We start from the raw sequence: 8,985 nt of genomic DNA, 5'->3' as shown, positions 1-8,985 counted from the left end.
CGCTGATCAGGCACCAGACCCAGTACCAACCCCGGCTGGCGGGTTGCGGGGATACATAGAATCTCCTACGGGATTCGGGAGCAATCAGGCATCGCCGCCCAGCAGGCGCTGCCAGCCTTCGTGGCCGAGCTCCTCCAGCGTCGCGACGTTGCGCTCGACGATGGCATCCGGATCCGGGAACGCGGCCACCGCGCGGCTCACGCTGTCCTCGCGCAGCAGGTGCAGCGTCGGCCAGGGCGAACGGTTGGTGAAGTTGGCGATGTCGTCCTCGCTGCTGCCGGCAAACCGGTAATGCGGGTGGAAGCTGGCGACCTGCAGTTCGCCGTCCAATTCCAGCTGCACGACCAGCGCGTCGGCGTCGTCAAGGAAGTCGTTGTAGTCGAGGAAGTCGGCCAGCACATTCGGGTGCACGATCAGCGTGGTGTCGATGTCTTCCGCGGGCGTGTCGCGCAGGCGCAGCAGCTCTTCGCCCAGGATTTCGAGCAGGGCCCCCGGCGTGGTGGCGTCGCTGAGCACGTAGCGCACCTGGCCCTTGGCGACCACGGCCTTGGCGAACGGGCACAGGTTGAGGCCGATGACGGCGCGCTCGATCCAGCGGCGGGTGTCGGCGATGGGGTCGGTCATGGCTTGCCCTGTCACGTGCAGGAGCGGCTTCAGCCGCGAGCTTTTGATTTTTCTTCGCGCCGACCGAAAAGTTCGCGGCTGAAGCCGCTTCTACAGGAGCTGGGGACGGCGGTCAGTCGCGGAAGTTGTCGAACTGCAGCGGCAGCTCGAATTCCTTGCCGCGCAGCAGCGCCATCACCGCCTGCAGGTCGTCGCGCTTCTTGCCGGTCACGCGCAGCTTGTCACCGTTGATCTGGCTGTCGACCTTGAGCTTGGCGGCCTTGATCTCGCCCTGGATCTTCTTCGCCAGTTCGCGCTCGATGCCCTGCTTGACGGTGAGCTTCTGCCGCGCGCCGGCGACGTTGGTCTCGATGTCGCCCGCTTCCAGGCAGCGGGCGTCGATCTTCCGTGCCGCCAGCCGGGCGCGCAGGATGTCGGCCATCTGCTGCAGCTGGAACTCGCTCGGCGCGGACTGCGTGATCACCGCCTCGTCGCGCTCGAAGCTGGCATCCACGCCCTTGAAGTCGAAGCGGGTGGACAGTTCGCGGTTGGCCTGGTCGACGGCGTTGGTCAGCTCGTGGGTGTCGACTTCGGAAACGATATCGAAGGAGGGCATGGCGGTGGTCGTGGCGTGTCAGTGGGGCAGGGCAGGTTAGCGCAACGCGCCGCGGTCCGTTGCGGCGGCGTTGTCCACGGGGGCGCATCCGGGAGCTGGTCGCCGCCGCCTGCGGGCGCAGGCCGCCGCGGCGGCCTGCGCGATCGCCTGGTGATCGGCATCGCGGGCCCGCCCGCAGCTGACCGAACGCACTTGCGCCGCATCCGTGGCGCGGGCAACGTCGCCCGATGCCCCAGCCTTCGATATCGCCACCGCCGGCTGCCGCCCGGCCGCCGACCACGCGTCGCACGGGGCCGGCGCTGTACATGCTCGCGGCGGTGGCGCTGTTCGCGCTGATGGACACCGGGCTCAAGATCCTCTCGCCGCACTATCCGGCGCTGCAGGTCGCGACCCTGCGCGGGCTGGCCGCGTTGCCGCTGGTGCTGGCGTGGTCGCTGGCCTCGATTGGCGTGCGCGGGCTGCTGCGCGTGCACTGGCCGCTGCACCTGCTGCGCGGCGCGCTGGGCGTGGCGCTGATGGCGGGTTTCGTCTTCGGGCTGCGCACGCTGCCGCTGTCGACGGCCTATGCGATCAGCTTCGTCGCGCCGCTGCTGGTCACGGCGATGGCGGTGCCGATCCTGGGCGAGAAGGTCGGGCCGCGGCGCTGGGCGGCGATCGTCGTCGGCCTGGTCGGCGTGCTGGTGGTACTGCGGCCGACGGGGCAGGGGATGATGACCCTGGGCGGGCTGGCGATCCTGGGCGCGGCGGTGTGTTACGCCGCCTCGGCGATCACCGTGCGCGTGCTGGCCCAGCGCGACAGCACCCAGGCGATGGTGTTCTGGCTGATGCTGATGCTCGCGGTCGGCGCCGGCGCGCTGTCGTGGCACGACTGGCTGCCGGTGCAGCCCGGACACTGGTGGGTGATCGCCGGCATCGGCGTGGTCGGGACGCTGGCCCAGGTGCTGCTGACCGAGGCCTTCCGCCGCGGCGAGGCGTCGATGATCGCGCCGCTGGAGTACACCGCGCTGGTCTGGGGCGTGCTGCTCGACGTGGCGCTGTGGCAGGTCCTGCCCGACGGCATGACCTGGCTGGGCGCGGCGATCATCGTCGCCAGCGGGCTGTACCTGATCAAGCGCGAGCGCGTGCGTGCCGTGACGCCGGTGATCGATTCCTGACGCGGGTATCGCGTTCCGGGGAACACGATGCAGGCTGACTGCCCGGTTGCACGCCGCACCGCAGTTTGACGGACTACAGCGGGGCATCGAATCGCAGGCTGACGTGGAAGGTGCGCTTCGCCTTTTGCGGCGGCCACCGCGTATCCGCGCCGGGGGCAGTCTTTTCTCCGTTGGCGAAGACAAAAAAGCGGGCCCTCGCGGGCCCGCCTGTCGTTGCGCCATGGATCGACCGGGGAGAGAGGTCCGGCCGGCCAGGGCCGTGGTCAGAAGCGCGCGCCGATGCCGACGCCGACCATCACCGGGTTGAACTCGGTGGTGCCGGCCTTGGCACCGTTGAGCTTGATGTCGCCGTCGCCGTCGAAGTAGCGCGCGTCGGCGCGGGCGAACCAGGTCGGGTTGATGTTCACGTCCACGCCGACCGTGGCGACCGCGCCCTTGGCGGTTTCGACGCCAATGCGGTCACCGGCGAGCGCGCCGCTGCCGGCGGCCTTTTCGTTGCTGTAGTTGGTCTCGTGGTAGCCCAGGCCCACGAACGGACGCACCGTGTTGTCGGCGGCGCCGAAGTGGTACTGGCCGCTGAGCGAATACGCCTGGCCATCGATGCTGGCGGTCTTGTTGCCGCCGGTGGCGATGCGATAGCCGGCCTTGTCGGCGCCCCAGGCTTCGACCGAGATGTTGTCGGTGATGTTCCAGGCGGCGCTGAGCGTCGGCGTGCCTTCGCCCTCGGCCTTGGTCAGGTTGCCGTCGATGACGGGATTGCGGGTCGGCTCGGTGAGCGAATAGCCGCCGACCACGCTGAAGCGTTTGCCGGCTGCGGTGTCGCCCGAGGCGTCCTGCGCGAACGCGGCAGGGGCGAACGCTGCGGTGGCGGCAAGGGCAAGGGTCAGGGTGCGGATGGACAACATGGGGGAGTCTCCTCTTGGTCTTCTTATGCCCCGGGGAGAGGGCGCGGCTATCCTGCAAAGACCCGCATGAACCTGCGTTGTTCGCGATGGAAGCGTTCAGGGAACTTTGACGCGCGATTAAGGCGAGCGCCGCGCGCGGCCCGCCTGCGCATGCGGGCGTGACGAAGGTCATTCCCCCCACAGGCACGGGACGGGCACGCGCGGCGGCGGGACACTGGACGCCACCGCTTCCCGGGAAAACGCGATGCGTATCCTCGTCCTGGCTTCCTTGCTGCTGCTGGCCTGCGGCGGCGCGCAGGCCGCGGTCAGCGTCGACTGCGACGTGCACAGCGACTACGACTTCACGCTCACGCCCAAGAGCGTGGTGCTCACGCGCAGGCACGGCGCACCGCGGACGGTGCTGATGCGGCAGGGACGGCTGTTCATCGACGATCGCTGGGTCGCGGTCAGTCCCGCCGACGGCAAACGCCTGGCCAGCTACGAGCGCGAGGCGCGCGCGGCGATGCCGCTGGCGGCGAAGATCGGCCGCGACGCGGCGACGATCGCCTTCACCGCGCTGGGCGAGGTCGCCCGCGGCTTCGGCAACGACCCGGCGCAGACCGCGAAGAAACTTGAGCAGGCCAGGGGTGAACTCGATCGCACCCTCGCGCGCACGATCAGCCCCACGCGATTCAGCAGCGCCGAGCTGGGCAAGGGCATCGGCGAAGCGGTGTCGGGCGTGGTCCCGAGCCTGGTCGGCGACATCGTCGGCGGCGCGCTGCGCGCCGCACTGACCGGCGACACCGGGCAGCTGGCACGGCTGGACGACCTCGACGCCCGCATCGACGCGATCGTCGAACCGCGCGCCAGGGCGCTGGAGCGCAACGCCGAAACGCTGTGTCTCAAGCTGCAGGACCTCGACCGGATCGACGACGCGCTCGAATACCGCCACCAGGGCAGGCCGCTGGAGTTGCTGCGGGTGCGCGCCGGCAATCACGCCACGACTGCCGACTGAGCCGCCGCCCGTCCCCCCGTTCGCGCCGGTTTCTCCCCAGCGGCGCGGACCCCGCGCCCTCCGCGCCCCCGCGGAGGGCGCTTCTTTCCGGGCGCCTCCGCGGCCGGCGGAGTTGGCGCTGGCGGCGCGGCGGGCGACAATGCCCGTTCCCCTGGCACCCCGGAGCGTCGCATGGCCGATCTGAAGGAAGCACGAGTCCCCGATATCGGCGGTTACGACGACGTGCCGGTGATCGAGGTGCTGGTCGCGGTCGGCGACACGGTCGACAAGGACCAGGGCCTGGTGACGCTGGAATCGGACAAGGCGACGATGGAAGTGCCGTCGCCGTTCGCCGGCGTGGTCAAGGAACTGAAGGTCAAGGTCGGCGACACGCTCTCGGAAGGCGGCGTGGTGGCGGTGATCGAGGCCGCCGGCGACGCCGCGCAGGAGGCGCCGGCCGAAGCGCCCGCGCCCGCGCAGCCGGCGGCAGGGGCCGAAAAGCCGGCCGCGCCTGAAAACCGCACCGCCGAAACCACCGCCAAGGTCGAGCCGGTGGCCGTGCCCGGGCAGCGCGACAACATCGCGCGCGGCGACGTCATCCGCTCCGACGACAGGGTGCCCACGCCGGCGCGGCGCCTGGACGCAGACGGCCTGATGCCCGACAAGGTGCCCTACGCCAGCCCCGCGGTGCGCCTGTTCGCGCGCGAGCTGGGCGTCGACCTGTCGCGCGTGCAGGGCAGTGCCCGCGGCGGCCGGATCACGAAGGACGACGTGCAGCAGTTCGTCAAGTCGGCCATGGCCGGGGGCGGCGCGGCCGTCGCCGGTGGCGGCGGGCTGAGCCTGCTGCCGTGGCCGAAGGTCGACTTCTCCAAGTTCGGCGAGGTCGAGGTCAAGCCGCTGTCGAAGATCAAGAAGATCTCCGGCGCCAACCTCGCCCGCAACTGGGCGATGATCCCGCACGTCACCCAGCACGACGACGCCGACGTCACCGGGCTCGAGGCGCTACGCAAGGCGCTCAACAAGGAAAACGAAAAGTCCGGCGCCAAGCTCACCATGCTCGCCTTCCTGATGAAGGCCAGCGTCGCCGCGCTGCAGAAGTATCCCGAGTTCAACGCCTCGCTCGACGAGAGCGGCGAGAACCTGACGCTGAAGAAGTACTTCCACATCGGCTTCGCCGCCGACACGCCCAACGGGCTGGTGGTGCCGGTGGTGCGCGACTGCGACCGCAAGGGCGTGCTGGAAATCGCCGCCGAGACCGGCGAACTGGCCGCCAAGGCCCGCGAGGGCAAGCTCGGCCCGGCGCAGATGAGCGGCGGCTGCTTCTCGATCAGTTCGCTGGGTGGCATCGGCGGCACGTCGTTCACGCCGATCGTCAACGCGCCGGAAGTGGCCATCCTCGGCGTGTCGCGCGCGTCGATGAAGCCGGTCTGGAACGGGAAGGAGTTCGAGCCGCGCCTGATGCTGCCGCTGTCGCTGTCCTACGACCACCGCGTCATCGACGGCGCGGCCGCGGCGCGCTTCACCGCGTATCTGGCGCAGCTGCTCGGCGACCTGCGGCGCGCGCTGCTGTAGGCGGGCCGATGCTGCGCGCGATGGCCGCCGCCCTCGCCCCCGGCGACGCCGGCGACCGCCTGCGCGCGGCGGCCGGACGCGGCTGGGAAGACGTCGGCACGCTGCTGGACGTGCCGCTGCTGCGCAGTTCCGGGCTGGACGTGACCGTGGGCGGCCTGATCGCCGCAGTGCTGGCGATCGGCCTGACCTGGCTGGCGTCGGTGCTGCTGCGGCGCGCGCTGCACCGCTTCGGCCGCCGCCACCAGGGCGTGAACCAGGCCGCGCTGTACGCGCTGTCGCGCGTGATCCACTACATCCTGCTGCTGGTCGGCATCCTGATGGCGCTGGACTTCGCCGGTGTCTCGCTGGGCAAGTTCGCACTGTTCGCCAGCGCCGTGGGCGTGGGCCTGGGCTTCGGCCTGCAGGCGATCTTCGGCAACTTCATCGCCGGCCTGGTGCTGCTGTTCGACCGCTCGCTCAAGGTCGGCGACTTCGTCGAACTCGACGCCGACACCCGCGGCACGGTGCATGCGATCAACATCCGCGCGACCCGCATCATCACTAACGACAACATCGGCGTGCTGGTGCCCAACGCCGAGTTCGTCAACGGCCGCGTCGTCAACTGGACCCACCGCAGCGTCAACCGCCGCATCCGGGTGCCGTTCCGGGTGCCGTTCGGCGTCGACAAGGAACTGGTGAAGGAAGCCGCGCTGGCCGCCGCCGCGCGGGTGCCGTTCACGCTGGCCATCGAGGGCGAGAAGCGTCCGCAGGTGTGGCTGGTCAACTACGGCGAGAACGGCGTCGACTTCCTGCTGGTGGTGTGGCTGACCGGCGCCGCGGCGCGGCGCAACGTCGCCATCCAGGCCGCCTACCTGTGGGAGCTCGACAGCGCGCTCAAGGAACATGGCATCGAGGTGCCGTGCCCGCAGCGCGACCTGCGCCTGCGCTCGGCCTTCGGCATGGAAGGCGAGCAGGCCGTGCAGCGCCTGCTGCACGAACGTACCGGGCCGGCGCCCGCGGCTGCGCCGCCCGCGTCCGCGTCGCCGCCGGGGCACCGCGTGCCGTCCGGCAACGACGCCAGCGAAGACACCCAGCGCCGCATCGCCGAGGACGAGGCGATCCGGCGACAGGCCGAGGAAGAGGCGGCCCGTTCCCCATCCACCAGGGCCGGCCGCGGACGCGGCGACCCGTCCCCCGAGGAGTGAAGACATGGCGACTTTGGAAGTAAAGGTTCCCGACATCGGCGGCTTCGACGACGTGCCGGTGATCGAGGTACTGGTCGCGGTCGGCGACACGATCACGAAGGACCAGGGGCTGGTGACGCTGGAGTCGGACAAGGCGACGATGGAAGTGCCGTCGTCGGCGGCCGGCGTGGTCAGGGAACTGAAGGTCCAGGTCGGCGACACGCTGTCGGAAGGCGGCGTGGTGGCGGTGGTGGAAACGCAGGACGCCGAGGACGACGAAGCGGCGTCGTCCGATGCCGCCGCGAAACAGGCTCCTCTCCCGCCTGCGGGAGAGGGCGGCGCGCAAGGCGCGCCGGGTGAGGGTACGGCTCCAAAGGCGGAGTCCCCGCCCCAGCCCTCTCCCGCAGGGGGGAGAGGGGGCCGGGAGCAGGGCGACGATGCACCGCAGGCGGCATCCGCCACCGGCCGCAAGCCCGACATCGAATGCGCCGTCGTCGTCCTCGGCGCCGGCCCCGGCGGCTACACCGCCGCCTTCCGCGCCGCCGACCTCGGCCTCGACACCGTGCTGGTCGAGCGCTACGCACAGCTCGGCGGCGTCTGCCTCAACGTCGGCTGCATTCCGTCCAAGGCGCTGCTGCACGCCGCGGCGGTGATCGACGAGGCGCAGCACGCGTCCGACTACGGCGTCGACTTCGGCAAGCCGGAGATCGCGCTCGACAAGCTGCGCAGCTACAAGGAAAAGGTCGTCGGCCAGCTGACCAAGGGGCTGGCCGGGATGGCCAAGCAGCGCAAGGTGCGCGTGGCCACGGGCGATGCGAAGTTCGTGTCCGCCAACGAGCTGGAAATCGCCAGCGACGGCGGCAAGACGCAGCTGCTGAAGTTCGACCAGTGCATCGTCGCCGCCGGCTCGCAGGCGGTAAAGCTGCCGTTCTTCCCGTGGGACGACCCGCGGGTGATGGATTCCACCGACGCGCTGGAACTGGCCGACGTGCCGAAGCAGCTGCTCGTGGTCGGCGGCGGCATCATCGGCCTGGAAATGGCCACGGTGTATCGCGCGCTGGGCAGCGCGGTGACGGTGGTCGAGTTCATGGAGCAGCTGATGCCCGGCGCCGACAAGGACCTGGTCAAGCCGCTCGCCGACCGGCTGAAGAAGCAGGGCGTCGCCGTGCACCTGAAGACGAAGGTGGTCGAGGCCAAGGCCGGCAAGAAGGGCATCACCTGCGTCTTCGAGGGCGACAGCCAGCCGGAAACGAAAACCTTCGACCGCGTACTGGTCGCCGTCGGCCGCGCGCCGAACGGGAAGAAGATCGACGCCGGGAAGGCCGGCGTGCGCGTGACCGAGCGCGGCTTCATCGACGTCGACGCGCAGATGCGCACCAACGTGCCGCACATCTTCGCCATCGGCGACATCGTCGGCCAGCCGATGCTCGCGCACAAGGCCACGCACGAGGGCAAGCTGGCGGCCGAAGTCGCCGCCGGCGAGAAGAAGGAGTGGGTGGCGCGCGTCATCCCGTCGGTGGCGTTCACCGATCCCGAGATCGCCTGGGTCGGTGTCACCGAGGCCGAGGCGAAGGAAAAGGGGCTGAAGGTCGGCGTCGGCAAGTTCCCGTGGGCCGCCTCGGGCCGCGCGATCGGCCTGGGCCGCACCGAGGGCTTCACCAAGCTGGTGTTCGACGAGGCCACCCAGCGCATCGTCGGCGCCGGCATCGTCGGCGTGCACGCCGGCGACCTGATCGCCGAGGCGGCGCTGGCGATCGAGATGGGCTGCGAGGTCGCCGACATCGGCCACACCATCCACCCGCATCCCACGCTCAGCGAGTCGGTGGGCATGGCGGCCGAGGTCTACGACGGCACCATCACCGACCTGTACATCCCGAAGAAGACGTAACCCCCGGGCCGGGCGCGTGCGATTGCCGCGCGCCGCCGGCAGGAGACTGCGATGGAAAGCCCCGCATTGCGGGGCTTTCTTCCCGTGCGCCCCCTGTCGGGGTTCGCCGCA

Annotated in this window: 8 protein-coding genes; 5 read left to right on the top strand and 3 right to left on the bottom strand. The window is 70.4% G+C overall.

Going from position 1 to position 8,985, the window contains the following annotated elements:
• Positions 1 to 84: 84 nt before the first annotated feature.
• Both ABD679_RS10000 and ABD679_RS09995 read right to left on the bottom strand, forming a co-directional pair.
• Positions 85 to 624 (bottom strand): DUF1415 domain-containing protein, encoded by a 540-nt coding sequence (locus ABD679_RS10000; protein ID WP_344759839.1) that lies wholly within the window; start codon positions 622 to 624, stop codon positions 85 to 87.
• Between the two features lie 112 nt (positions 625 to 736).
• Positions 737 to 1,219: a YajQ family cyclic di-GMP-binding protein gene (locus ABD679_RS09995; RefSeq protein ID WP_344759838.1), complete on the bottom strand. Its 483-nt coding sequence runs from the start codon at positions 1,217 to 1,219 to the stop codon at positions 737 to 739.
• A 305-nt stretch (positions 1,220 to 1,524) separates the two neighbouring features.
• Between ABD679_RS09995 and ABD679_RS09990 the strand changes: the two genes are divergently transcribed.
• Positions 1,525 to 2,373 (top strand): DMT family transporter, encoded by an 849-nt coding sequence (locus ABD679_RS09990; protein WP_344759837.1) that lies wholly within the window; start codon positions 1,525 to 1,527, stop codon positions 2,371 to 2,373.
• 263 nt (positions 2,374 to 2,636) lie between these two features.
• Here ABD679_RS09990 and ABD679_RS09985 read toward each other — a convergent pair whose 3' ends face one another.
• Positions 2,637 to 3,278 (bottom strand): OmpW/AlkL family protein, encoded by a 642-nt coding sequence (locus tag ABD679_RS09985; RefSeq protein ID WP_344759836.1) that lies wholly within the window; start codon positions 3,276 to 3,278, stop codon positions 2,637 to 2,639.
• Between the two features lie 244 nt (positions 3,279 to 3,522).
• On the opposite strand from ABD679_RS09985, the gene ABD679_RS09980 reads away from it, so the two are divergent.
• From ABD679_RS09980 to lpdA, 4 genes are all read left to right on the top strand, one after another.
• Entirely contained in the window at positions 3,523 to 4,272 is a 750-nt protein-coding gene (locus ABD679_RS09980) for a DUF2884 family protein (protein WP_344759835.1), read from the top strand.
• Between the two features lie 171 nt (positions 4,273 to 4,443).
• Entirely contained in the window at positions 4,444 to 5,823 is a 1,380-nt protein-coding gene (gene aceF / locus ABD679_RS09975; protein ID WP_425561883.1) for a dihydrolipoyllysine-residue acetyltransferase, read from the top strand.
• 20 nt (positions 5,824 to 5,843) lie between these two features.
• Positions 5,844 to 7,007 carry a mechanosensitive ion channel family protein gene (locus ABD679_RS09970; protein WP_344759834.1) on the top strand — a complete coding sequence of 388 codons (1,164 nt, stop codon included), beginning with the start codon at positions 5,844 to 5,846 and terminating at the stop codon, positions 7,005 to 7,007.
• A 4-nt stretch (positions 7,008 to 7,011) separates the two neighbouring features.
• Positions 7,012 to 8,874 (top strand): dihydrolipoyl dehydrogenase, encoded by a 1,863-nt coding sequence (gene lpdA, locus ABD679_RS09965; RefSeq protein ID WP_344759833.1) that lies wholly within the window; start codon positions 7,012 to 7,014, stop codon positions 8,872 to 8,874.
• The last annotated feature ends 111 nt before the right edge of the window (positions 8,875 to 8,985 follow it).

Source organism: Luteimonas lutimaris (assembly GCF_039537065.1).
In the GTDB taxonomy this organism is placed as follows: Bacteria; Pseudomonadota; Gammaproteobacteria; order Xanthomonadales; family Xanthomonadaceae; genus Luteimonas; species Luteimonas lutimaris.
The sequence above is the reverse complement of the archived record's forward strand: the minus strand, read 5'-3'. Positions and strand labels throughout refer to the sequence as shown.